Raw genomic sequence first — 25640 nt, 5'->3', positions numbered from 1 at the left:
CATTATTGATAAAAATTAGCGCAATTATTCTTTATGATACAGTCTGTCAAGCTGCACTTCTGTGACTGGTTATGACTAAATTAACCCCGCTTAACACAAGTGCTACCATGAATGCTGCTCCGAAATTTGCAAACCTGAACGTGTCACCAATTAATATCGAAGTTAATTCAAGCATGAAAGCATTGATCACAAGATAGAAAAAGCCGAGTGTCATAAGCGTAATCGGCAAAGAGAGTATCACAAAAAAAGGCTTCACAAACATATTTAAAACACCTAAAACCGCAGCTGCAATGAATGAAACCCAGATACTTGAAACTTGAAAATATTGGGGAAAAAATCCAGCAGTTGCCATAAAAACAACTGCATTTATTACAGTGCGCTGCAAAAATGACATATCAATTCCTCCATAAATACTTGTTTAATCCTTACTATTTTTATCAATGAATATCTCGTTCGTGTGCGTCCTTTATTATGCGTCTGTTGCCAGAGGCACGCTTGCTTTTTGAGATATCACTATCTCTGGTTTCCCCGAAGGAAGCACGAAAATTTGAAAAAAAGCTGTCTTTTGGTCCCGGCATAATAGCTACCAAAACGACATAGATACAAACAGCCAAAAATTGAATATGCGGGATCAACAGTAAGATAATGAACAAACCGCGTATAATCCAAGGATTGATCTTAAAGTATTCTGCAATCCCCGCACATACTCCAGCTATAAGCCGATTGCGTGAACGTCGCATTTTTTTATTTTTATCCAAAGCATACCCCTCCTGTTTTTTTATACCTACTACAGATTCTACATGGTTGTTTTTTGTTACGCAAATCGGCAATCTTATTTAAGCGTAATTTTATAAAAATTAAACATTTTTTATCTTTCTTCCTTGTTACCAGGATTCAACTCTACTATCTTGCCCCTTTTTAGAAAGACAACCCATTCACAAACATTCGTAACATAGTCACCGATTCGTTCAAGGTAAGTTGCAACCAGCGTATAATGTGACCCGCTGATGACCGTTTTAGGATCTTTTTGCATAGTCTCAATACATTTTTTTCTAATATTTTCCAGAGCATCATCCAATTTTTGATCAGCAGCAGCTATACGATATGCTTTTTCCTCATCATTTTTAATATATGCATCCAAAACATTTTCGACCATTGTGCAGGCCATATGCCCATCTTAGCAATTTCAACCTCAATTTCAGGTATTCTGTGCGTCCCTTTCATATTGATCGTTGCCCGTGAGATGCTGACAGCATGGTCTCCAATCCGCTCAATATCAGAACTGGCTTTCAGAACTGTAATCACATCGCGTAGATCGCTTGTAACTGGCTGATACAATGCAATCAATTCAAGTGTCAATTTTTCAAGTTCATTCTCACATTCATTTATTCTTTTATCTTGTACAATAACTTTGCGTGCAAGTTTGTTATCATGGTCGGAAAATGCTTTGACGGAATGAAGAATCGCTTCATTAACCATCATCCCCATTTCCGCAAAAAGAACGTGGAGCTTATTCAATTCTTTATCAAAGGTATCGCGCATACAATTCGTCCCCCCATTTCTAACCTCACCTCATGCACCTGTGAATTGCGTCTTAAGTTATTAATAAGTATGATTGTATACTTTTACCTCAGAGCAAGCAAACAAACTAAACATTGCATGGCTTGAACTATACATTGTTTCCTTTTTAGCACTATTTTTTTGTTATCATTATGCAGCCTCATCTTCTTAAATTATGTGACAAATAGTTGTCAGTTTCTGACGACTGTGGGTAGGTAAAAAGGTCTTCCGTTTTCCCCTTTTCGATAAGCATTCCCTTATTAAAAAAAACAGTATCATCAGAAATACGTGCAGCTTGCGCCAAATTATGCGTTACAAGAATAATTGTCGTTTTATTTTTCAACTGCCGCAAAGAGTTTTCAACAGCATTGGTTGCCACTGGATCAAGCAAACTGGTTGCTTCATCTAACAGCAGCACTTCAGGTCTCAACGCCAACGCACGGGCCAAACACAGTTGTTGTGCCTGACTCTTTGAAAGTAACCGTGCATTTTGACTTAGTTTATTTTTAACTTCTTCCCATAAGCCAGCTTCCTTCAGACTAGTTTCCACTATTTTGTCTAATTTAGCTGTGTTTTTTAGGCCATGGCACTTCAAGGAGAACGTAATATTATCATAAATCGACATCGAAAAAATATGCGCCTTCTGAAATAACATTCCGATGTGTGTCCTCAAGGTGTATATATCAACATCCCCATCATTTATATTGATTCCATGGTACAATATTTCACCTTTAACTATGTTTTCACGCTCGTTCAATCTATTCAAAGCGTGTAAAAAAGTTGTCTTCCCAGCTCCAGAGGTCCAATCAACGCAGTATCGTATGTTTTTTGAAACCTACATTGATTCCGCGTACCACTTCTTGCTGCTCAATAAAGACCCTCAAATTTTTAGTCACCAAAATTTCTTCTTCGGGCCCTGCCTTCTCATTCTTAGCTAAACTCATCAACATCATCCTGCCCTTGCCCAAGGTTTTTTCATTCGGTTCCCATTTTTTTACGTCTTTTACTTATTTGGCAACGTGCAACAATATCAAAGAACAACACCATGAATAATAAAACAGCTGCTGAACCGGCCGATATTGCAGCTGCGTCTGGAATCGTCCCCTCTGTATTAATCTTCCAAATGTGCACTGCTACCGTTTCAGCTGGTCTCAAGGGACACAATGCTGGTTATACTTAATGGATTCCAATCACTAAAATCAACTAGCGATGCACTCTGACCAGCAGTATATATCACAGCTGCAGTTTCCCCAATTATTCGCCCTGTTCCTAAAATAATCCCTGTCACTATTTCTGGAAGAGCATCCGGTACAATGATTTTCTTAACAACTTCCCAACGTGATATGCCTAAGGCTAGCCCAGCATTCATTTGCTCTCTAGAAACATTGCGAATTGCAATTTCCGTTGATCGTATCAATAAAGGCAAATTAAAGAATGCCAAGGTTAAACCACCTGCAAGTATCGAAAAACCTAAGCGAAACTTGATAACAAATAGCAGAAATCCAAATAGACCAACAACAATTGATGGCAGCGAGCTTAAAACCTCAAGTGAAGTCTGATTATGAAGGTCAACCAATTATCCGGCGCATACTCGGACAACCAGATCCCCGCACCAAATGATAACGGCAATGAAATCAACAAGGTAATGAATGTTAAATAAATGGAATTAAACAACTGAATACCTATACCACCGCCTGCATAAATATAATTAGAGCTGGTTGTTAAAAAATGCCATGATAGATATGGCACCCCGCCTATTATAATATAACCCAGCAAAGCACAGAGAAAGATAATTACTATTGCCACGATTACATATACAATACTCTTAAATGTTTTATCAACGAAGCGTGGATTTAGCTTGTCATTCATCATCTCAACTCCTCCTTCTCATTGCAAAGTGCGCAGCCAAATTAAATAGTAAAGATATTAATAACAGTAACAGCGCTAAAGACCATAAAGCATCATTTTCAACAGATCCTCTAATAGAGTCACCCATCCCGCTTGTGATAACACTTGTTAATGTAGCTGCGGGACTCATCAAATGTTTAGGAAGTAAAATTGCATTTCCAAGCACCATTTGAACTGCGATTGCTTCTCCAAATGCTTGGGCCAATGCAAACAGAACGGCGACAATAATCTGCGGCAGTGCAATTGGCAAAACAATTCTTTGTAAAGTTTGCCATTGTGTAGCCCCCAACGCACGCGATGTTTTGCGATAGGATTCGGGAACGCTCTTAAAGGCATCAACACATAAAGTCGACATCGTCGGCAGTACCATAATTGCCAGCACAATTGCACCAGCCAACAAGCCAAAACCCGTTCCCCCAAAAATAAATCGCAGTAAGGGAACGACAATCGAAATTCCGACAAATCCATATACGACCGCTGGAATTCCTATCAGCAATTCAATTGCAAGTCGTAAATATTTTTTCCCTCTGGCAGGTTTAATCTCAGAAATAAAAATGGCCGTTCCAAAAGAAAATGGAAATGCCAGCAGTACAGCCAAAGTAGTCACAAAAATAGAGCCGCAGATCATTGCTAGCGCACCAAAATGCCCATTTTCCGGATCCCATTTTATCCCACTCAAAAAAGCAGGTAGTGAAACTTTATCTTGCAAAAAAAGAAGAAGTCCCTTGTATGTAATAAGGAATATTAATGCAGCCATGATAACAACACTTATGCCAACACACAAAAAAGTTAGACACTTGCCTCTTTTTTCCTTTTTACTAGCTATAGATCGTTTCTTTAAATCTGTCTGTACAGAATTCAACAATATCTTTCTCACCTCTTTGGCTCTTTGTCCAATCCCTCATTGGCAGAACGTCCAGTCTTCATCGACGAAACAGAAATATATCCCAGACGTGGAATTACCTTTCTTTGAACATAATCAGACATCATATATTTCAGAAACGAACGCGTGTTTTTATTGGTTTTCTTAAGGGTATACATATGTTCGTACGACCAGATCTTCCATCTATTGTTTCTAACATTATTGCTTGAAGGCGCGACCCCGTCAATGCTCAAAGGCTGAATGTTGTCATTAATATAGGGGAAAGCAATGTAAGAAATTGCTCCGGGAGTTGCCGCAACAATTTTCCGTACTGTTCCCGTCGAACTTTGCTCTTGCGCAACCATGCTTTTCTGTCCGTCCAAACCCCATTTTTCAAAGTTTTTGCGTGTACCACTTCCAATCGAACGGTTAATGACAATGATTTTTAAATTTCTACCGCCCAAACTTTGCCAATTTCTTATTTTACCCGTAAAAATCGCTACCAATTGACTATGAGACACATCTTTGACCCCTGCTTCCGGGTTTACAATTGGGGCAATTCCAGTAACAGCAACCTGATGATCCTGCAATCTAGTGGATTCGATACCTTTTTGTTCAGAAGCAAACACATCTGAATTCCCAACATCAATTGCACCTTCTTCTACCTGACTAATTCCAGTCCCCGAACCACCGCCTTGAACATTAACGGCAGCTTCTGGATGCTGCTGGTTGTAGCTGTCGGCCGCCATCTCAACTATTGGTTGAAATGCAGTTGATCCAGCAAGCGTAAGTGAGCTCTTTACTAAAGGACGACAAGCCGTCAAAAGAGTCAACATAGTCAGTACGAAAAAAAACAATTTTAATTTTCTACTGGACATACTCTCCTACCTATCTCAATCTATCTTTTATTTCTAGCGGAAATGTTACTGTAAATGTAGACCCCACTCCGACCTGGCTTTTTACTTCGATTTTTCCAGCCAAAGCTTCTACATATTCCTTTACCACTGACAAGCCTAAACCTGTTCCACCGTTTTGCCTTGAACGCGAAGTATCAATTCGATAAAACCGTTCGAAGATTCGTTCTTGTTCATCTTTAGCGATACCGTAACCAGTATCCCTTATACTCAAATACCAATCTTCTTTTCTGATCTTGCCATCAATCCATATTTGACCATCTACATGGTTATACTTGATACTGTTTTGAACAAGGTTATTGATAACATGTTGCAATTTGCCCTTATCCACATTGACTCGACACCCCACCGGTATTTGAAGATGAACTTTTATTGTTTTCTTTTCCAATTCTGGTTTAAAAGTTGTCAAAATGTCTGTAATGAAATCACGCAGATCAAGCTGGATAATGTTAAGCTGCGGTTTAGAATCTATTCGGGCAAGTGACAAAATGTCTTCTACTAATTCAGTTAGTTTCAGACTTTCTTGATAAACAATTTTCAAAAACTCCACACGTGTTTGTTCATCATCCATTGCTCCCTGAAGAAGTGTTTCAATAAATCCTGTAATTGCTGTAATCGGCGTCTTCAATTCATGACTGACATTGCCAACGAAGTCCATCTGCATCCGCTCGATTTCCTTTAGTTCTGTAATATCATACAGCAGCGCCATCACCAAAAAATGACGCGAACTAACCGGAACGTACACGACATGAGCATCTACGTTTTTGTTAGTCGCATCTATCTTAATCTCTTGGTGTTGATCCTGATGTGTCTGAAAAGTCTTCTCAATCAGGCGGCTCAATTCATAGGTCCGTACTTCATTTACATAAAGTTGTCCTTTTACGTTCATCTCGCGTCCCATCAACTCACTCATTGCATGGTTGCTCAAAGATATTTTTTGATCTTGATCCAAGACCAGCACTCCGATAGTCAAATATTCCATCAACGAAAAGTACCCTCTCTGTTGTGTTATAAAATCTTTCGAAATGTCGCGCTGCATACTTTGAACGCCATTAATTGCTCGCGCCAGTTCATAATATGGATCACTCGGTTCAAGCAGCAAATGCCCCGGTTCTTCACCTTTGATAACATCATGCAACTTTGCACTTAACAACTTGATTTTATTTTTTTGACGCCGATAGTTTACTGACTGAATAGCGGTCAAAATGCCCGCCAAAAACAACGAACCCAAAACTAAGGGCAGAACCTGCTTATCCCCTAAAAGAATAGCAGCCGATTTGTGATACCATTCTCCGGAAAAAAATGAAATTACTGTCAAGCAAACAAGGCTCACTAAAAAGTTTATTGTTAAAACTCTAAAAGTCTTTATTGTCTCCACCTTCAAATCGATAACCAAAACCCCTGACTGTTTCGATATACTTTGGATTTTTAGGATCTTTTTCAATTTTTTCACGCAAATGACTAACATGCATGTCTACCATTCGCGTTTGGCCAACATAATCGTATCCCCAAACACCATTTAATAATTTCTCCCTACTCAAAACCCGATGCTGTCTTTTTATGAAGTACGCCAGCAATTCAAATTCTTTAGGTGTTAATTTTATCTTTCTATCATCTTTTTTTACCGTATAATTGGTCAAATCAACTATTATATTGTCAAAGCTAACCCGTTCATCCTCATCTTCAGTTTGTTCATCTTGGTTGTTTTTTTGACTGGTTTCACTAGTTCTTCTGCCGATTGCTTTAATTCGCGCTAGTACTTCTCTAGGTGAAAAAGGTTTAGTAAGGTAATCATCTGCCCCTAATTCCAGTCCGATCACTTTGTCATACTCTTCTCCTTTAGCTGTCAATATCATGATAGGTGTTTTTATTTTCTCCTGTCTTAAACGCCGTGTGACTTCTAGGCCATCCATCTGCGGCAGCATCAGATCTAACAAAATAAAATCAAAGCTCCGTGTAATTCCCTTTTTTAAAGCCGTTTCTCCATCCATTGCCGTTTCAACCTGATAACCGGCTTTCTCAAGGTTATATTTCAACAATGTAACAATTGCGTTTTCATCATCCACCACTAATACTTTCTTCACGACATTCCCTCCAAAATTAGTGAAATATAATCAGACCTAGTTCATGCGGCGAATCTGCAAAAATAGCACTTTCTGCTAATTTCAGATCTCCCTGATAAGTTTGGACCCTAAAACGGCAATAAGTCGAATCAAGTTTCAAGGCTGCATACAACTCATTCTCGTTTGCAACACTAACACCATTACAAGACACAATCACATCACCTATACTTAAGTTCATTTTTGCAGCTGGCGTATGTGGCTGAATCGCAATGACCCGCACTCCGCTATTTGTTTCCGCATACCAACGACCGGCACGCTTTTCTTTCTTTGTGCGCGAAAACACCTGTGCTCCAGCCAAAAAAAGCAGGATCATTAATCCGACAATTGTCAATTGTGACCAAAAAAAAGAAATAATTCCAAAAACAAAACTGCAGATTGCCAGAAACAGTGTCTGCTGTTGTACTTTTTTTATGGCCGTTTGCAGTGGACGGCGCCAAAATTTAACTGCAGCCGTGACCCCAAATGGCAGAATAAACAATTCAAAAGTTTGACCATGTATTGACAGAAATGGCCAAAAACTGAACATGCTATGAAATAAATTGCCTGGAATCAGAACAAGTAACGGGACAAGTGCTGCTTCGTGCCATGTGTACTGGATAAGTCTGCGACCTCTTTTCCCATTATGTATGCTTGGTGTTAAAGTAAATTGATCAACACGCCTCAACATAAAGTATCTGAATAGAAAAAAAAGGGCACATAGGGCAAAAATTGAGCTGCCACTATCCAAGAGCAGCCAGCCATCAATATCAACTGCCTTGAAGAAAAATTGTTTACTAAGTCCCGTTTGTTGAAACAAAAACAAAAGCGGTAAACTCATTATTAACCCCAGTACCCCACTATCAACCACAAGAAGCAGCAATAGCCCGAGACAAAGCAAAACCTCATATGTTACGGCCCACTGCATAGGAACAGTTAGTCCAACAATAAGCGTAAGCGCAGAACCTACTGCTCCTAAAAAAAGCCCATTCTTCACAAGGTGCCTTCCCTCGTAAAAATCACGGTTAATTGCTATTCTAAAATGTTTTCGTTCATTTTTTATTCTGTGTTGGTACATACCAAATGTAACTAAAATACATACCCATAAAGCTGGTTGCATCAAAAAATGCAAAAGCAATTTGAAGATCCACATCTAAGTTTCACCCTCCCAAGATAGCTCTTAATCACAGTATAGCAATTTATATCTTCAAGTACAAAAATCTCAAAATTAAGCAAAAAAACATACCATTATTCACAAAATTGACAATTGAGATAATGATATGTTTAAAATTATTAAATTTTCAAAAACTTCCGCATGGATAGTCCCGAACCAATAGCGCCAATAATAATACCAATTAGGATCATCAAAGCATCTATCTGAAACAAAAATACTCCTGGCGAGAGCAAACTATAATCCGTACTTGCCAAAGAAGCCGAAAGTATTCCATGAACCCAGACGTAGCCAATGTCAACAACTATAATCGGCAATATCGCCCCAAATAGACCTGTCCATGCCCCTTCGAGAATGAAAGGCCATCGAATAAATCCATTGGTTGCACCAACAAGACGCATAATAGAAATTTCGTTACGCCGTGATAAAATTGTTATTTTTATCGTATTTGATATCAAGAACACGGCAACAAAAAGCAGTAGCAAACTAATACCTGTACCCCATTTTTGGATTCCACCCACTACCTTAAATAGCTTTTTAGCAGATGCACCACCATACTTTGCATCATATACATCCTTCATTCCACGCGCCTTTTTAGCAACAGCCACTGTTTGCGATGGGTTTTTTGTTTTAACAACAAAAACATCGTTCAACGGATTATCATCACCGCCAAAAAGTTTAAATTCATCACCATAACTGCCAACGACATTTTTCAATTCCCGTTCTTTGCTTGAGAACTTTATACTACGAACACTATCAAGCCCCGCCAGTTTTTTTCTCAAAGCCGCTTGCTGTGTCTGTGAGGTCCCACGATCAATCAACACACGGACTTGCACATCGTTCTCAATATCAGAAGCAATTTTGTTAACGTTCATTATGATCGACAGCAAGACGCCAACAAGGAGCAGTGTTACCGTCACTGCACTAAAAGCAGCAACCGACATCCAGCCATTACGTTTCAAACTCTTGCAACTTTCTACCAAATGTCGCTTAAAGGTTATTGCTTTCATCCTTGTAGCCTCCTTTCTTTTGGTCACGAATGACTCTTCCATCATCAATTTCGATCACACGGTGTTTACGCTCGTTTACAATAGAACTATTGTGCGTAGCCATGACGATCGTTGTTCCCTGCTTGTTGATACGTTCAATGATTTCCATAATATCATTAGCTGTCTTGGGATCAAGGTTCCCAGTCGGTTCATCAGCAATCAGTATACGAGGTTCGTTCGCAATTGCCCGTGCAATCGCAATTCGCTGCTGTTCGCCACCCGAAAGCTCATTAGGGAAGACATCCGCTTTATCAGCAAGACCGACTAAACTCAAAACATGTTCGACACGTTTCTTAACCTCAACCGGTTCTTTTTCGATTACCTGTAGGGCATAAGCAACATTTTCAAATACGGTCAGTTTAGGTAGCAACTTAAAATCCTGAAAGACTACTCCCAATTCACGCCTAAGAAAGGGGACCTCCCTATTTTTGATTTTTTCAAGCTCAAATTCATTTATTTTTATCTGACCAGATGTTGGTACTTCTTCACGATACATCATTTTAATAAAAGTTGATTTTCCCGCACCACTAGGCCCAACAACATAGACAAATTCGCCTTGATCAATAACAATGTTAAGATCATTGGCCGCAATAACCTTATTATCATACTCTTTAAAGACATGTTTAAACTCAATCAAAAGGAAGCTCCCCCTTATTTTCTGATACACACCCAAGTATTATATCATTTATAGGGGGCATAATATTTCAAAAAGATTACAAATAAATTTCAATTTTTTAGCTAGGATTTTTTTCTTGAAGTTTATATTGCAGATAAGAGTTGATAAACTCATCCAACTCACCGTCCATTACAGCTTGCACATTTCCTGTTTCATAACCTGTGCGATGATCTTTGACCATCGAATAAGGATGAAAAACATATGAGCGGATTTGTGATCCCCAGCCAATATCTAATTGCTGTCCTTGGATCTCTGCTTTTTTCTTCGCTTGCTCTTCCAATTTAAGCTGATATAATTTCGATCGCAACATACTTTCAGCGGTAGCTCGATTTTGAAATTGTGACCGCTGTGCTTGACTTGAAACAACAATTCCAGTCGGTATATGAATCAGACGCACCGCAGACGAAGTTTTATTAATATGTTGCCCACCGGCTCCACTTGATCTAAAGACTTCCATTTTTATATCTTCGGGTCGAAGTTCAATATCGACATTGTCGTCTAATTCTGGCATGATATTTACTGACGCAAAAGATGTATGCCGTCTGCCTGCCGCATCAAAGGGGGATATGCGTACTAAACGATGCACCCCTTTTTCACTACGCAGATATCCGTAAGCATTATTCCCCTTGACTAGTAAAGTGACACTTTTTATTCCTGCTTCATCACCCGCAAGATAGTCTATAGTTTCAACTTCAAAGCCATGCTGCTGGGCCCAGCGACTATACATTCGCAGCAGCATAGACCCCCAATCTTGTGATTCGGTTCCACCAGCACCCGGATGTATCTCAACAATCGCATTGCTATGGTCATATTTGCCACTAAGCAAAAGTTCAAGTTGATATTTCTGTAATTTTTTTTGTGTTTTTGTTAACTTTTGTTCTAACTCCTCCAATAGATCTTTGTCACTGGGCTCAGACTGCAAAAGCTCAAGTAGAACTGCTAATTCTTCGGCAGCTTCTGCCAAGTTATTAAAGTTGTCAAATTTCCCCTTCAGTTCATTATTTGCTTCAATTACCTGTTGGGCTGTGACTTGGTCGTTCCAAAAATCAGGGTCAGCCATCTTTATCTCATTCTCAGAAATCCGTTCATTAAGATCATCTAAGTCAAAGAGACCCCCTAAAGTCTGCGACTTGTTTTTCTATTTTTTTTATTTCATGCCTATATTCACTAAGTTCCATTTTACTTTCTCCTCCAAAAAAGAGGGCAGGTCAAAAGCTAACTCTTGATCCAGTCCCCTCGTTAATTCGTATAAACGCGTCTTATAAGTCAATGTTTTTCGCCTGCTATGAATTACTCGTGGCAAAAAATTAACCTTGTTCGCAATTCAAGTTAATACTAAAACCTGGCCAACTCAACATTAATATTATCGTTTAACATCTTGCCGAATCTCAGCTTTTAAGAATAAGCGAGTCACATCATATTCAATGTCTCCCACCATTTGTTCGAACATTCTAAAACCATCTGTTTGGTACTCAACTAACGGATTTAACTGCCCATAGCCACGCAAGCCAATTGATTGTCGCAGTTGATCCATTTGATCAATATGATCCGTCCATTTCGAATCAACTACCCGCAAAATAACAACTTTTTCAAACTCCAGCATTTGACTTGCATCATAAAGCTGTTTTTCTTTGAGTGCATAATTTGCTTCAGCGCGGTCCATCAAATAATCAATGATTTCATCTGGTTTCTTACCTTCAAGATCACTGATTGAAATACTGTCTTCATTGATCATTGCTGCAATGGCAAAGTCTAAAATTGCTTGCAAATTCCAATCTTTTTGCTCTTTTTGGGTATGAATTTGAACAAAATGTTCAACCGTACGGCGAATCATCTGCATGATCACAGGTTTGAGTGCTTTGTCTTCCATTATTACCTGCTGCCTTTGAGCATAGATGACTTCACGTTGTTCACGCATAACATCATCATACTGCAAAACCTGTTTACGTGTATCATAGTTATTACCTTCAACTCGTTTTTGGGCAGCTTCAACCTGACGCGAAATCATTTTACTCTGAATAAGCACATCGTCATCATCAACTTTAAACTTCTCAAGTATTGCCTTGACTCTTTCTGAACCAAACCGTAGCATCAAATCATCTTCTAATGAAAGATAAAATTGAGTCAAACCTGGATCTCCTTGACGACCAGAACGACCACGCAGCTGATTATCAATTCGCCGAGATTCATGCGTTCCGTCCCAATAACAGCAAGACCGCCAAGTTCTTTGACTCCTGCCCCTAGTTTGATATCAGTTCCACGTCCAGCCATATTAGTGGCTATCGTAACTGCACCACGTTGCCCTGCATTCATAATGATTTCCGCTTCTTTAGCATGATTCTTAGCATTCAAAACAGCATGCGGAATTCCTTCTTTATCAAGTAAATGTGCGAGCAGTTCTGATGTTTCAACAGCCACTGTTCCGACTAGAATGGGCTGGCCTTTTTCATGTCTCTCCTTGATGTCTTCTACCACCGCCTTGAATTTGCTCTTCAAAGTCGGGTACAGCAAATCTGGGCGATCTTCACGCAGTACAGGCTTATTAGTTGGAATTGAAATTACTTCCATATTGTATATTTCACGAAATTCTTCTTGCTCTGTTTTGGCAGTACCTGTCATTCCAGCAATTTTGCTATACATCCGGAAGAAGTTTTGGTACGTAATATTCGCCATTGTTTTTGTCTCTTGCTGGATATCAACATGCTCTTTTGCTTCTATCGCTTGATGCAGGCCATCTGAGTAACGTCGACCTTCCATAATACGTCCCGTAAATTGGTCAACTATCAAAACTTCGCCATCTGAAACCACGTAATCCTTATCCCGTAACATGATGAAATTAGCCCTCAAAGCATTATCCAAATGATGCGTTAATGCTGTATTGTCAGGATCATAAAGATTTTCAAGGCCAAAATATTTCTCGGCCTTCTGAATTCCTTCTTCTGTCAAAGAAACTGTCTTAGACTCCAAATCAATCTTATAGTCGCTTTTTTCTGTCAAAGTTTTAGCAAAACGATCTGTACGTGTATAAAGCGTCGTTGATTTTTCAGCCTGCCCTGAAATAATCAATGGTGTCCGCGCCTCATCAATTAAAATCGAGTCTACTTCATCGACAATAACAAAATTCAGCGGTCTTTGCACCATATCTTCACGATAGACGACCATATTATCACGCAAATAATCGAAACCGAGCTCACTATTTGTCGAATAGGTAATATCACTATTGTAAGCCTCTCGTTTTTCATCTGGTGTCTTATTCGAAACATTCAAGCCAACCTTCAGGCCCAACCACGTATACAATTCGCCCATCTCAGTTGCATCACGAGAAGCTAAATACTCATTAACAGTTACTACATGAACCCCTTTACCCGCCAAAGAATTTAAATAAACAGGCATTGTGGCTGTCAGTGTTTTACCTTCACCAGTTTTCATTTCGGCAATGTTGCCTTCATGAAGCACAATTCCACCATAGATCTGCACTCTGAAAGGATAAAGCCCCAGTACCCGTTTTGCGGCCTCACGAATAGTCGCAAAAGCCTCTGGCAGCAAATCGTCCAACGTTTCCCCTTCTTTGTAACGATTTTTTAACTCTGGTGTTTTGGCTTTTAACTCTTCATCACTTAACGCAGCCATAGCGTCGGCATATGCCTCGACTTTATCTGCAATTTTGCTTAATCGCTTAATTTCTCTTTTATCACTCTCAACCCATTTTTTAAGGACATTAACCATGTCATAATTCCTTTCTAAAAACGCTCATTTTCACTCAATTACAACAAACAGTTGTTTAAAAGTTAGTATCGTTCTTTATTCTAGCATTTTTTAATTAGATTTTAAACATGCAGCTATATTTTAAACTAACTCAATTAAACAACGAAAAAAATAAGTAAGTATCGGGCTGCCAAGATATCTTCTCAGACCAATTACTTACCTATTCAGTGAAACTATCTCTGTTTGCTGTTACTTAATTCTCGCTCGCCTCAATCAAACCATAGCGGCCATCCTTGCGACGGTAAACGATATCGATCCCACTTGTTTCTGCATCTTCATAAATAAAGAAGTTGTGTCCAAGCATATCCATCTGCAAGACCGCTTCTTCACTATCCATCGGTTTCAAAGACACTCTTTTTGTACGAACAATATCAAACTTTTTATCTTCATTGTCGGTATTGTTGTCTGCCGCATCGGTAAATTGAAATTCTTTAAATCCCTTTTCACGTGACTTTCTGTTGATCTTTGTTTTATATTTTCTAATTTGCCGTTCCAGTTTATCTGTGACCAGATCGACACTAGCATACATATCAGGTGAGGTTTCTTCAGCCCGCAATACCAGATACGGTAATGGGATAGTAACTTCAACTTTTGAAGTTTTGTCTGAATAAACTTTTAAATTTACATGGGCTGTCGAATTGGATGTATCCTCGAAGTACTTTTCAAGTTTATTCAATTTTTTCTGAACATATTCTCGAATAGCAGCTGTTACCTCGATGTTTTCTCCACGAATATTATACTTTAGCATATGAAACCTCTCCTTTCACAACTACGCACCGCATTTTCATGCGCAACAAGTGCTACTGGTTCTCACTCATCTATGCTATCTCCATTATAAAAGAAAACGTTGTATTTAACAAACAATATCTTTCCAAATTATACTAATTTCAGCGTGCCAAGGTAAATGAGCGGACTTCTCGTGCACCCTCTTTTATTAAAATTTCTTTTGCATAGTAAAGCGTTCGTCCTGTTGTGTAAATATCGTCAAGCAGTAATATTTTTTTACCGACAATATTTTTGTTGCCAGTATACTCAAATGGTTGCTTAGTCGCTAATCTTTCTCTGCGATTTTTATGTGATTGCTTAGTTCTTTCAGAAAGCTCCTTCATCTTCAGTATTTCCTCGTAAGGCAGCTTCCGCAACAATCCTGTCACCTGATTAAAGCCCCTATCAGTCAAAGTCGGTTTGTCTACTGGGATAGGAACGTAAAACCAAGCGCTATTGTAATAACGACTAATACTTTTCTCAAAAAAATCTTGAAATATAAAGCGCCAATAATAATCACCCTTAAATTTATACTCTTCCATAAAGTTCTGCATGGCTTCATTATAAACAAAAAGAGCGCGGTTCTTCAAAAGCGGCATTTGTCCATTTTTCTTCCAACGAATGCAATCATAACACAACGTTTCTTGCATTTGACTCCGTCCACAGCCGCAACAGCACTTTTTATCCTGAATCAAAACGAAACTTTTATAACAAGCCGCACAAATATATTTTTCCTGTAATTTTTTAAGAGAGAAAAGCCACGAAAAACTCAGCTCTTCACGCATTATATGCTGACAAACTAGACATTTTTCCATTTCTGCAGTTGCCTCCCCCTTCTATTAAGAAAAGTAATCTGTTTGACTGCTCCCGTTATTTGCCTTGTTGTCGTCTGGCACAAGAAAAAAACATCTCCATCTGGTCGTTGGGCACTACGTCCAACCCTACCGGCAATTTGTACCAACGCAGCTTTATTAAAAATACGTTCCTCAGCACCTAATACAAGCACATTCAAGTTTGGAAATGTGACTCCGCGTTCAAGAATAGTTGTTGTAACTAGAAATCTCAGCTTACCTTCTCGCAATTTTGCTACTTTTTCAAGCCGTTCAGGATCAGCAGCATGAACAGCAGCCCCGTGAATATTTGAATTCAAAATCTTTTTAACAGCTTCATAAGTCAAATTCAACAATGAAATTTTCGGAACGAAAATTAGAAAAGGAAAATTTTCTCTAACCCATTTTTCAATAATTTTTTTCATTTGATATGGTAGCTTTTTATTTTTTAACTTTGCCTCCCATCCATAGGTTATTCTAGTTTTAGGCAAGGGAAGACTATTGCCATGATAACGCAGTGGTAAATAGCTGAAGGTCATTTTTCCTTTTTTTGTCTCTTTCAATAACTTCCTAGTTGGTGTAGCTGTCAGCAAGATCAAAGAACTTATTTTTTTACGAGCGTTTTCTACCGCATGTTGTAACAATTTATTATTTACAAAAGGAAAAGCATCCGCTTCGTCAATTACTAAAACATCGAAAGCCCCTCTAAAGTTCAATAATTGGTGAGTAGTACATACTATCAGTTGTGTGTAACGATACCTTTGCTGCTGTCCTCCATGCAGTAGTAGTATGTCCACGTTTTTAAAAGCCATCTGTAGCCGTGGAAACAGCTCATTACAAACATCAATACGTGGAGTCGCTAAACACACGCGCAGCTTTTTTTGAATTGCATATGCGAGGGCTTCAAACAGCATTTCTGTTTTCCCAGCACCAGTAACAGCCCATAAGAGGTGATCCCTTCTTTGCTGAATAACCTTTTTTAATTTTTGTGAACATTTTAATTGAGCTGGAGACAGTTTTCCTTTCCAAGTCAAAGGCTGTGGTGTCACAATAAAATTATTTGGTTCAGGTATAGTGTATAATATGTCTAGTGTACTGATTCTGCCATGATGATACATTGAGGACAGAAATACTGATTATTGGGAAGTGCTGCACGTTTTTTGGTGGTCTTTTGGCCGCAACGATAGCAGATGACATCTGCTGTTTCAACTTGAATCGCAGGTATTATATTTCCTTCATCTAAGTTCATTTGGTGCAAAAAATTTTTTTAACACTGCATAATCTGCCGAATGCCTCACTCTTGTCCATCAGTTATCGCCACCTTCCCTTAATTAAAAAATACGCATTTGGAGGTGTGTTATACTAAATGATCAATTCATATTTAACTATAAAAAAAGCTGGACACTCTGAGATCAGTATCAAGAAGTCTGTTTTCATATGTAGCATTGCGCGCACTAAAAATGAAGATGAGGCGCGGACATTCATTGCTAAAACAAAGGCTGTCTATCCCAAAGCAAATCACAATTGTTTTGCTTATGTTATTGGTGAACATAACGAGATCCAACGCGAAAGTGATAATGGGGAGCCCTCAGGAACAGCTGGTGTGCCTATCCTTGAAGTCTTGAAAAAGAATGACCTAAAAGATGTTACTGCTGTAGTAACCCGGTTCTTCGGAGGAATCAAACTAGGAACCGGTGGCCTGATTCGTGCCTACACCCAGTCAACAGTATCTACGATTACCGCTATTGGTATAGTCAAATGTGTTCTTCAAAAAATTATTTATCTTGAAGTCAGTTATTCGCAGCATAACCGTTTAAAGATTTTTTTGGAACAAAATAACATCACTCTCATAAAAGCAGACTTTGCTGCAGTAGTTACTCTACAAGTCTCTGTCGCTTCCACAGAAACAATAGCTTTTAAAGAAAGTGTGATTGATTTTCTGAATGCGCGTGTCACCTTCAAAGAAGGTCCTGAACGTTATGTTGAGGTTGATTATGACTAGTTAGTTCTTAAACCAGAAAACCACCGCAACATGATAATATGTATAACAAATAGTAAGGAGCTGTGCCAAAAGTTAACTTTTGGCACAGCCCCTCTTTTTATTCCGTATAAACGTGTTCCATGAGATTATAGTTGACTGGCCTTGACCTCACTTTTATTGTAAAAAAAGCCCTGAAGTTAATTTCTCGACGTTTAACTTCAGAACTAATTATTAGATTATTGTTTACTTTGTCTAAACGTACTCCCTAAGTCAAAATTTCGGTAGCAGTTTCGAGTCAATACTAAAATTTAGTCAACTTATATCATACTTCCATGTTGAACAAGCAAATTTGACAGGAACAAAAAAAGGTATAATGTGCCTTGAAAAAGCAATTTTCATTGGTCCTTATCTTTTTTTTTGCTTTTTTTACTCAAATGAGTCGATATTCTGCTCTCTTTTTTCATTACTCTTCCAATCCATTTCAATAATGGTCGTCTTTGGCTTCCAACCAAACCGATCGATTCAACAAACAATTCCAGGCCAAACAAGGTAGCAACCGTCAGCAAAATCGATCCAACAACATTTGAGATTGGATACAATAAAGAAATAAACGAAAAAATTAATGCAATCCCATAGATAACCAACACTGTTTGCGTATGCGATAGCCCCATCTCCATCAAGCGGTGATGCAGGTGGTGTTTATCAGCCTGCGATATTGGTTTCTTATTCAAAACTCTTCGCAAAATCGCATAAACAGTATCGGTTATGGGAACACCCAAAATAATTACAGGGATAACGATTGTAATAAATGTCGCATTTTTTAAGCCATAAAGTGAAAAGACGGAAATCATAAAACCAATGAATAAAGCTCCTGTATCTCCCAGATAAATCTTTGCAGGATGAAAGTTAAACGGTAGAAAGCCAATCAATGCAGCCACTAACGTAAACATCATGATAGAGACAAAGGTGCTTGTCACATTCAAAAAGAAAAAACCTGTTAAGCCACTCGTAAAAAGAGCGATGATCGAAACACCCGTCGCTAAACCATCTAGACCATCTATAAGGTTAATCGCGTTTGTAATTGCCAAAATCCATATTACTGTGATTGGGAGGCTAAGCCAGCCCAAATTCAAAGTTCCAAAGAAAGGTACAGTCAAGGTAGTCATTCTGACATGTGCAAAGAAATACACGATCAAGGCTGCTAAAGTAATTCCTATAATTTTTTGTTTTGGTTTTAATTCATAAATATCATCAATAATTCCTGTTGCAACGATTACGCATTCAGCAACAAACAATATCCAAACTTGATTTGTCGGATATTGTTTACGTAGCAGAAGAAAATTTGAAGCATTAAATGCAATAAAAATTGCCAGCCCACCCATTGTGGGCATCGGAATCTTATTAACACGTCTCGTATTGGGATTATCAACGGCTCCCACTTTAAAGGCCAGTCTGCGTATCAACGGCGTTAATATCAAAGACAACAAAGCCGTCGCAAATAAAGATACCATAATCAAATACATATGCCGTCCTCTTTCTTTTATAATCATCCAAAAAAGAACTCATAATCAATATTAAAAATTGCTCTTGGACTAGCTGAAGCCTATTATAGCATATATGCCCATCCATTTATGCAAACATTAATAAACTTAATTCATTTATTGTGCAAAAAATATAGACTAGATGCTCGCCCATAATATTTAATGCCACAAAATTACGATTCTACAAGTAAGTGTGACATAAGTCGTTAAAATTTGAGTACTAACGTGAAATTTAACTTTTGAGATACGCCTCGTTTTGCCCCAGTTCCTTCATATACAATAAAAGGACAAGCTTTCGAATACACCATCCGTGACGATCAAAGTAAAAGTAAAGACAAGTTAGAAAACATGTTCCAAGAACATTCTATTGAAAATATACTTCAAATCCAAGTTTCAAAATAACTTCCCAATAAAAATTATACGTAAGGAGCCCCCAAAGCTGAATTAAAACTAACTTTGGGGGCTCTTTTTTAATTGATAAGTATGTCAGCATACAAAATCAATTTATTTACAGGATCAAAAATTATTTTTTTAAATGGTAACTGTAAGTTGCTACAATAATATTCTCTCGTGAATTCAAAACCGCTCGCAAACGTAAACTCGTTTGGTTATGCAGAATGTTTTGCCATGGTTTTCGTGGCACAAACTGTGGTACCAGAACAGTTGTCGTATAATTTTTCTTGGCCGAGTTTTTTGCAATAACATCGCAAAAACGCAAAACCGGCGATGCAACAGATCGATAAGAAGAATGCAAGTCAACAAAACGGACATCAGGAAATGACTCTTTAAATTCATTGGCAGTTTCATGCTCTTTCTTAGGATTGGTATCAAAAGAAACGTGCATTGCTATAACGTAATCTCCGATAGAGCGAGCATAATTAATTGCTCCTGTAGTCACATGTGTTACCGAACTAACTAAAACAACAACAGTTGAACCATCATATTCATGTAAGTCTGCCTCTTGCCGCAATCTCAATTGTGCAGCAACAGTAATATAGTGATCATGGATCTTATAGAATAGATATATCAACGCAGGCATAATAACAAGATATGGCCAAACATTTCCAAAATGCAGCCAGAATAAGAAGATAACTAATGCTAAGGAAATGAATGCGCCTAAGAAATTGAACATCAAATTCAGGATCCACTTGCTTCCTCTCTCTCGCAGCCAATGAATAATCATTCCCGACTGTGAAAGTGTGAACGGAACAAATACCCCAACTGCATACAGCGGAATCAACAAGCTGGTCTGCCCATGAAAGATCAAAATCAATACGATCGCACCAACTGCTAAAGAAATGATCCCGTTAGAGTATGCTAAACGATCACCCTTGTCCATATACATATGCGGCATAAATTTATCTTTTGCAAGATTATATGCCAAAATAGGAAAAGCCGAGAATCCCGTATTAGCAGCAACAGCCAAGATCATCGCCGTTGACAACTGTAATAGATAATAGAATATACCATGTCCAAAAACGGCCATCCCAATTTGCGAAAGAACAGTTTCCTTAGAATTAGGAATAATGCCCAAATAGTAGCTTAAGAAAGTTACACCTGCGAAGAAACCAGCCAATACAATTGCCATAATTGCCAACGTATTAGCAGCGTTCTTTCTTTTCGGTTTTTTGAAATTAGGAACCGCATTACTAATAGCTTCAACACCAGTCAGTGATGATGAGCCGGCAGAAAAAGCCTTTAGGAAAAGTACTAGTGACATTCCTGGAACAAAACTTCCTACAGGGGCAGCCGCAGAATAACTGAGTTTGCCCGTGGCTATATTAAACAGTCCCCAGCAGATCATCGAAACCAATAAGATAATAAACAAGTAGACCGGAATTGTCAGAAAAGACGCAGATTCACGCATACCTCTTAAGTTGAGCGTCATAATGAATAACACGATAATAATTGAAATTGCAACGCTGTGTTCTCTTAAAACTGGTATTGCAGAAGTAATAGCTTCAGTCCCCGACGTTACAGATACAGCAACTGTTAACATATAATCAACCAGCAACGAACCACCTGCAACCAAACCAATAGACGTTCCCCAATTTCTCGTGGCAACCATGTATGCCCCGCCACCTGACGGATAAGCATGGATGATCTGTCGATATGACATCGTAATTGCAAATAATAAGACAAGAACTATTCCGGCAGCTGGGATCGCATACCAAGTAGCCGCTGCAGATAAAACCACCAAGACAGCTGTGATTTGTTCAGTCCCATACGCAACTGACGATAATGCATCTGATGAGAGCAATGCCAATGCTTTAAACTTCGTCAATGACTGCCCGCCTTCATCAGTTGTCTTCAACGGTTTTCCTATCAGAAGCCGTTTTAAATAACGCCACATTTTTCCTTACCCCTTTTATATCCTTACTAAAAACTAATTTTTAAAATCAAGTAAGTTTATTCTACACCCGTTTGATAATAAATGATATGTCGACATAAACTTCAAAAAAAGCCGTGTCCATTTTAAATATAAAAAAAGGAACTTGCCATTTGGTTTAGTTCAAATTGTATGCACACATCATCCAATTAATCTATCACATTTTACATGCAGATGCATCATTTTTTAATATAAAGAGCTCTTTTTTAAAGATACATAACACATCAAGTAAAGGAAAATCACCAATAACTAAAGGTATTTGAGCATACGAGCCAATTACGAATACAGTCAAAATTTAATTATGCTTAATTCACACCTAAACGAAAAAAAACTGACACAATGAGTGAATAGTTATTCAGAGGACGCAAGATAAAAAAAGAGATGGGCCAAAGACATCCTTTGGTCCATCCCCATCTAACTCAATTAGTTCAAAGTGAAAAACTATATTTACATCATTCCGCCCATGCCGGCACCTGGTGCTGCTGGTGCCGCTGGTGCTGCAGATTCAGGAGCTGGCTGATCTGCCACAACGGCTTCTGTGGTCAGCAACAATGCAGATACACTAGCCGCGTTTTGCAAAGCTGAACGTGTCACCTTAGTTGGATCAACGATACCTGCTTCAACCATATCAACCCAATCATTAGTTGCGGCATTGTAACCAACGCCTTCTTTTTGTTCCTTCAGCTTTTCAACAATCACAGAACCTTCAAGGCCAGCATTTTCAGCTATTTGGCGAACTGGTTCTTCCAATGCACGTCTAACAATATTGACACCAGTTTGAACATCACCATCAGCCTTAATTGCTGCAACCTTATCGATAACATCAATCAATGCTGTACCACCACCTGGTACAAAACCTTCTTCAACTGCGGCACGCGTAGCGTTCAGAGCATCTTCGATCCGGTACTTGCGTTCCTTAAGTTCAGTTTCAGTTGCAGCACCGACCTTAACAACTGCAACCCCGCCTGCAAGCTTAGCTAACCTTTCTTGCAATTTTTCACGATCAAAGTCAGAAGTAGTCTCACTGATTTGCTTCTTGATTGTTTCAACTCTTTCAGCAATCAATGACTTATCCCCAGCGCCTTCAACAATCGTTGTCTTATCTTTTGTAACTGTGACCTTACCTGCAGAACCTAATTGCTCAATCTTCGTGTCCTTGAGCTGTAAACCAAGGTCATCAGTAATCACAGTCGCACCAGTCAATGTTGCGATATCCTGCAACATTTCCTTGCGACGATCACCAAAGCCCGGAGCCTTGACGGCCACAACATTGAATGTTCCTCGAATCTTATTCAGTACAAGAGTTGGCAATGCTTCACCATCTACATCATCAGCAATGACAAGTAATGGACGGCCTTGTTCAACTATTGATTGCAGCAAATTCAAAATCTCTTGAATATTTGAAATCTTCTTATCTGTAATCAAGATGTATGGATTATCAAGGTCTGCCTCCATCTTGTCATTATCAGTTACCATATATTGTGAAAGATATCCGCGATCGAATTGCATCCCTTCAACAACATCAAGTGAAGTATCAATCCCCTTAGATTCTTCAATAGTGATAACCCCATCGTTGCCAACTTTTTCCATCGCATCAGCAATCAATTTGCCGACTTCTTCATTGGCAGAAGAGATAGCTGCGACTTGGGCAATATCGCTCTTTGATTCGACTTTGTGAGACATAGCATGCAAAGCTTCAACAGCTTTTTTTGTAGCAATCTCAATCCCGCTGCGAATTCCAACTGGATTTGCACCCGCAGTCACATTCTTCATACCTTCGTTGACGATTGCTTGTGCTAGAACAGTCGCTGTTGTCGTTCCATCACCAGCAATATCGTTAGTTTTAGAAGCAACTTCTGCAACTAATTTTGCACCCATATTCTCAAAATGGTCTTCAAGTTCAATTGACTTTGCAATAGTTACACCATCATTTGTAATTGTTGGGGAACCATACGATTGTTCAAGAACGACATTTCTTCCCTTTGGTCCGATAGTTGACTTAACTGTATCTGCTAGCTTATCAACCCCAGCAAGCATTTTCGCACGTGCATCCTCTGAAAATTTAATTTCTTTTGCCATTAAAATTCACCCCATATTAAAATACTTTCCGAGTTCTTATATGAACTTGATTACTTTCTATTAATCTACGATAGCAACAATATCTTTTTCATGGACAACCAAATATGCTTTTTCTTCATATTTGACTTCCGTGCCAGCATATTTATCAAACAAAACTGTATCTCCAGTTTTGACTGATGGAGCTAATTTTTCACCGTTGTCAAGGACTTTCCCGTCACCAACAACGACTATTTTACCTGTTTGTGGTTTTTCTTGCGCATTACTTGCAAGAACAATCCCACCAACAGTTTGTTCTTCCTCTTTTTGAACTTCTAAAACTACGCGATCTCCTAAAGGCTTAAGCACTTTATATCCCTCCAATATTGTTATGCTTTAGCACTCATCATTTGCGAGTGCTAACTACATTTATTACTATAATCAATTTCAAGTTTAATTGCAACCTTTTTATCACTCTTTGTCTCCAAGTGCTAATTAATTTGGTTGAATGTGCTATACTATGCTTTGAATTTTAGTTTTTAGATCGGAGTATATATATATGAACTTAAAAAACAATTCTTTATCACTGACCTTGACCTACCTTTTGTCAATGTCTCTTCCAAGTATTTTTTTAGCATTTTTCAAGAACAATAATATCTATTACTCAGCAATTACATTATGTGGTTTGTTAGGCATGTTGTGTATGCTCTTCTTTAATAATAAAAAGTACCCTTTCAACAATCAGGTGTCTTCTCCTAATAAAACAACAGCAAGAGGTGCAATCGGCTGGGGGCTCGTTGGAACATTCGCAGCTCTATTACTTCAACGGCTTAGCTTCTTAGTTGAGACAAACTTATTTGATCAGTCTCTCGAATCTCAAAACACAGCAGCAACGCTGAACGTGCTCATACATTATCCGTATTACATTATTTTTGTTATTCTAGCGGCTCCTATCATGGAAGAGCTGGTCTTCCGCAAAGTTCTTTATGGAAATCTTAGTACACTGATTGGCCCCATCGGAGCAGCTCTGACCTCAAGTACCCTATTCAGCATTGCACACCAAGATGGTCACTTTATCACATACGCTGTTATGGGTCTGACGTTCTGCTATATTTACACTAAAACAGGTAGACTCAGAGCATCCATGCTATCTCATGTCTTAATGAACACGGTCATTGTTGTTTCCAGTCTGCTCTAATTTCAGTGTCTCGTTAACCACCTATATCTGTTGCGCTTGAATCTTCAGCTGGTGTGCAGACAAAAAAGCCGCCTCTTCCGTAGAAGAAACAGCTTAACTCGTTCTTATAAAAATTATCATTGCAGCTTAACGAAACACATCTGATCCCTTGGACAATAATTCATGATCGATATGTAAAGAATTATCCGAGTTTATTTTCGTCCTGTTTACCGAACTTGTCTAAGAAATAGATCAAAGTTTGCAATTCATTTGTTAAGTCAACATTCTGGACACGTACCGTATCTGGGACCGTTATCCTCAGGGGCGTAAAGTTTAAAATTCCTTTAACACCGGCTTCAACCACTTCGTTAGTTACCTCTTGCGCAACCTTCGAAGGGACCGTCAAAATGACGATTTCGATCTGTTGCACTGACAATTGTTCTTTCATATCATTCATGTGATAGACTGGAACACTGCTCTGAATGGTGCCTGTGATGTCTTCTTTAACATCAAAAGCTGCACTAATACGCACATTATTGCTTTGATGAAAATTGTAATTTAGTAAGGCATGACCTAGATTCCCTACACCAACAAGTGCAACATTCGTTAACTTATCTTGGTTAAGAGTCTTTTTGAAAAAAGCAAGCAAGCTTTCAACATCATAACCATAGCCACGTTTGCCCAAAGCACCAAAATACGAAAAATCTCGCCGAATTGTTGCTGAATCAACTTTTACAGCATCAGCTAATTCTGTCGAAGAAACACGTTGCTTACCGGCATCTGATAGAAAATGAAGATAGCGATAATAAATTGGCAGCCTTTTGGCTGTTGCATGCGGTATTTTTGAAGTTGCCATAATAATCCTCCTTTCCAATTTAAAGTTAAACTTGTTATTATT

At 38.6% G+C, this 25640-nt stretch carries 22 protein-coding genes and 3 pseudogenes; 2 read left to right on the top strand and 23 right to left on the bottom strand.

Annotation, left to right across the window (positions count from 1 at the left end):
- Nucleotides 1-46 precede the first annotated feature (46 nt).
- The 18 genes and pseudogenes from JCM15457_RS03615 to JCM15457_RS03535 form a co-directional block, all read right to left on the bottom strand.
- A complete protein-coding gene (locus JCM15457_RS03615; RefSeq protein WP_034987739.1) occupies nt 47-394 on the bottom strand; it encodes a phage holin family protein in 348 nt (115 codons plus the stop codon).
- A 43-nt stretch (nt 395-437) separates the two neighbouring features.
- Nucleotides 438-758 (bottom strand): PspC domain-containing protein, encoded by a 321-nt coding sequence (locus JCM15457_RS03610; protein WP_152537267.1) that lies wholly within the window; start codon nt 756-758, stop codon nt 438-440.
- Between the two features lie 110 nt (nt 759-868).
- Nucleotides 869-1542 (bottom strand): annotated as a pseudogene (gene phoU / locus JCM15457_RS03605) (phosphate signaling complex protein PhoU).
- A gap of 178 nt (nt 1543-1720) precedes the next feature.
- Complete coding sequence (locus JCM15457_RS03600) at nt 1721-2317, bottom strand: phosphate ABC transporter ATP-binding protein (protein ID WP_051993277.1); 597 nt, start codon at nt 2315-2317, stop codon at nt 1721-1723.
- A 49-nt stretch (nt 2318-2366) separates the two neighbouring features.
- On the bottom strand, nt 2367-2504 hold the full coding sequence (locus JCM15457_RS12130; RefSeq protein ID WP_161633657.1) for a hypothetical protein: 138 nt from the start codon (nt 2502-2504) through the stop codon (nt 2367-2369).
- 31 nt (nt 2505-2535) lie between these two features.
- A pseudogene (pstA, locus tag JCM15457_RS03595) lies at nt 2536-3429 on the bottom strand (phosphate ABC transporter permease PstA).
- Between the two features lie 4 nt (nt 3430-3433).
- Complete coding sequence (gene pstC, locus JCM15457_RS03590) at nt 3434-4330, bottom strand: phosphate ABC transporter permease subunit PstC (RefSeq protein WP_034988321.1); 897 nt, start codon at nt 4328-4330, stop codon at nt 3434-3436.
- 11 nt (nt 4331-4341) lie between these two features.
- Complete coding sequence (locus JCM15457_RS03585) at nt 4342-5208, bottom strand: phosphate ABC transporter substrate-binding protein (RefSeq protein WP_034987738.1); 867 nt, start codon at nt 5206-5208, stop codon at nt 4342-4344.
- A gap of 10 nt (nt 5209-5218) precedes the next feature.
- Nucleotides 5219-6562: a two-component system histidine kinase PnpS gene (gene pnpS, locus JCM15457_RS03580; protein ID WP_235725555.1), complete on the bottom strand. Its 1344-nt coding sequence runs from the start codon at nt 6560-6562 to the stop codon at nt 5219-5221.
- A gap of 37 nt (nt 6563-6599) precedes the next feature.
- Nucleotides 6600-7328 (bottom strand): response regulator transcription factor, encoded by a 729-nt coding sequence (locus JCM15457_RS03575; RefSeq protein WP_034987734.1) that lies wholly within the window; start codon nt 7326-7328, stop codon nt 6600-6602.
- 16 nt (nt 7329-7344) lie between these two features.
- Nucleotides 7345-8496 carry a PDZ domain-containing protein gene (locus tag JCM15457_RS03570; protein WP_034987733.1) on the bottom strand — a complete coding sequence of 384 codons (1152 nt, stop codon included), beginning with the start codon at nt 8494-8496 and terminating at the stop codon, nt 7345-7347.
- Between the two features lie 140 nt (nt 8497-8636).
- The gene (ftsX, locus tag JCM15457_RS03565; RefSeq protein ID WP_034987731.1) at nt 8637-9524 is read right to left on the bottom strand and encodes a permease-like cell division protein FtsX; all 888 of its coding nucleotides are present in this window, start codon (nt 9522-9524) and stop codon (nt 8637-8639) included.
- Nucleotides 9505-10200 carry a cell division ATP-binding protein FtsE gene (ftsE, locus tag JCM15457_RS03560; protein ID WP_034987730.1) on the bottom strand — a complete coding sequence of 232 codons (696 nt, stop codon included), beginning with the start codon at nt 10198-10200 and terminating at the stop codon, nt 9505-9507. Before ftsE ends, ftsX begins: the two co-directional genes overlap by 20 nt.
- 97 nt (nt 10201-10297) lie before the next feature.
- Nucleotides 10298-11417 (bottom strand): peptide chain release factor 2 gene (gene prfB, locus JCM15457_RS03555; RefSeq protein ID WP_152537264.1). Its coding sequence is split into 2 segments (ribosomal slippage): nt 10298-11344 and nt 11346-11417, totalling 1119 coding nucleotides; the frame shifts between segments, so codons are not numbered across the junction.
- A gap of 185 nt (nt 11418-11602) precedes the next feature.
- Nucleotides 11603-13965, bottom strand: a pseudogene (gene secA, locus JCM15457_RS03550) (preprotein translocase subunit SecA).
- Nucleotides 13966-14197: 232 nt separating this feature from the next.
- Nucleotides 14198-14752, bottom strand: a complete 555-nt coding sequence (gene hpf / locus JCM15457_RS03545; RefSeq protein WP_034987727.1) for a ribosome hibernation-promoting factor, HPF/YfiA family — start codon at nt 14750-14752, stop codon at nt 14198-14200.
- Nucleotides 14753-14891: 139 nt separating this feature from the next.
- Complete coding sequence (locus JCM15457_RS03540) at nt 14892-15584, bottom strand: ComF family protein (protein ID WP_034987726.1); 693 nt, start codon at nt 15582-15584, stop codon at nt 14892-14894.
- On the bottom strand, nt 15569-16633 hold the full coding sequence (locus JCM15457_RS03535) for an ATP-dependent helicase ComFA (protein ID WP_235725552.1): 1065 nt from the start codon (nt 16631-16633) through the stop codon (nt 15569-15571). The genes JCM15457_RS03540 and JCM15457_RS03535 overlap by 16 nt, the downstream gene beginning before the upstream one ends.
- Before the next feature lie 332 nt (nt 16634-16965).
- On the opposite strand from JCM15457_RS03535, the gene JCM15457_RS03530 reads away from it, so the two are divergent.
- The gene (locus JCM15457_RS03530) at nt 16966-17601 is read left to right on the top strand and encodes a YigZ family protein (protein WP_034987725.1); all 636 of its coding nucleotides are present in this window, start codon (nt 16966-16968) and stop codon (nt 17599-17601) included.
- A 374-nt stretch (nt 17602-17975) separates the two neighbouring features.
- Here the strand turns inward: JCM15457_RS03530 and JCM15457_RS03525 are convergent, their stop codons facing one another.
- From JCM15457_RS03525 to groES, 4 genes are all read right to left on the bottom strand, one after another.
- Nucleotides 17976-19103 (bottom strand): glycosyltransferase family 4 protein, encoded by a 1128-nt coding sequence (locus JCM15457_RS03525; protein WP_034987724.1) that lies wholly within the window; start codon nt 19101-19103, stop codon nt 17976-17978.
- A 541-nt stretch (nt 19104-19644) separates the two neighbouring features.
- Complete coding sequence (gene kimA, locus JCM15457_RS03520) at nt 19645-21474, bottom strand: potassium transporter KimA (protein WP_034987722.1); 1830 nt, start codon at nt 21472-21474, stop codon at nt 19645-19647.
- Nucleotides 21475-21957: 483 nt separating this feature from the next.
- Nucleotides 21958-23589 (bottom strand): chaperonin GroEL, encoded by a 1632-nt coding sequence (gene groL / locus JCM15457_RS03515; protein WP_034987721.1) that lies wholly within the window; start codon nt 23587-23589, stop codon nt 21958-21960.
- A gap of 60 nt (nt 23590-23649) precedes the next feature.
- Nucleotides 23650-23934, bottom strand: a complete 285-nt coding sequence (gene groES, locus JCM15457_RS03510; RefSeq protein WP_034987720.1) for a co-chaperone GroES — start codon at nt 23932-23934, stop codon at nt 23650-23652.
- Between the two features lie 190 nt (nt 23935-24124).
- On the opposite strand from groES, the gene JCM15457_RS03505 reads away from it, so the two are divergent.
- Nucleotides 24125-24763 (top strand): CPBP family intramembrane glutamic endopeptidase, encoded by a 639-nt coding sequence (locus JCM15457_RS03505; protein WP_034987718.1) that lies wholly within the window; start codon nt 24125-24127, stop codon nt 24761-24763.
- A 181-nt stretch (nt 24764-24944) separates the two neighbouring features.
- Here the strand turns inward: JCM15457_RS03505 and JCM15457_RS03500 are convergent, their stop codons facing one another.
- A complete protein-coding gene (locus tag JCM15457_RS03500; protein ID WP_034987716.1) occupies nt 24945-25598 on the bottom strand; it encodes a redox-sensing transcriptional repressor Rex in 654 nt (217 codons plus the stop codon).
- Nucleotides 25599-25640: the final 42 nt, after the last annotated feature.

Source organism: Liquorilactobacillus sucicola DSM 21376 = JCM 15457, assembly GCF_000612445.1.
Lineage (GTDB): Bacteria > Bacillota > Bacilli > Lactobacillales > Lactobacillaceae > Liquorilactobacillus > Liquorilactobacillus sucicola.
Note: the sequence above shows the minus strand (reverse complement) of the source record. Positions and strands in the feature narration are given on the sequence as shown.